Annotated in this window: 1 protein-coding gene; it reads right to left on the reverse strand. The window is 60.1% G+C overall.

Going from position 1 to position 276, the window contains the following annotated elements; translation table 11 throughout:
* Positions 1 to 276, reverse strand: a 276-nt coding sequence (gene lptD, locus SB772_RS40525) for an LPS assembly protein LptD (RefSeq protein WP_410838588.1), incomplete at both ends; no start/stop codon positions are given.

Raw genomic sequence — 276 nt, forward strand, 5'->3', positions numbered from 1 at the left:
GCCAGGTTCTTTGCGAGCGGCCATTGCCCCGACACAATGAACTGGTTCACGGGCTGAAAGTCCAGCGTCGTGTTGGCGCGCGTGTACCGGTAAGCGATATTGAGCACGTGGGCCGTCGCCGGCGACCACGCCAGGCCAACCGACCCTTGCGTCAGATAGTTGTTCGCCTGGCTGTACTGCAACGCGTTCTCTACATTGATGCCCGCGCCAATCTTGATCGAACTGCCAGCGATCAAGCTCGTCCGCGCGACATTCGCCGTGTCTTCCGTGTCGTAT

This window comes from Paraburkholderia sp. SIMBA_030, assembly GCF_046535245.1.
GTDB lineage: Bacteria > Pseudomonadota > Gammaproteobacteria > Burkholderiales > Burkholderiaceae > Paraburkholderia.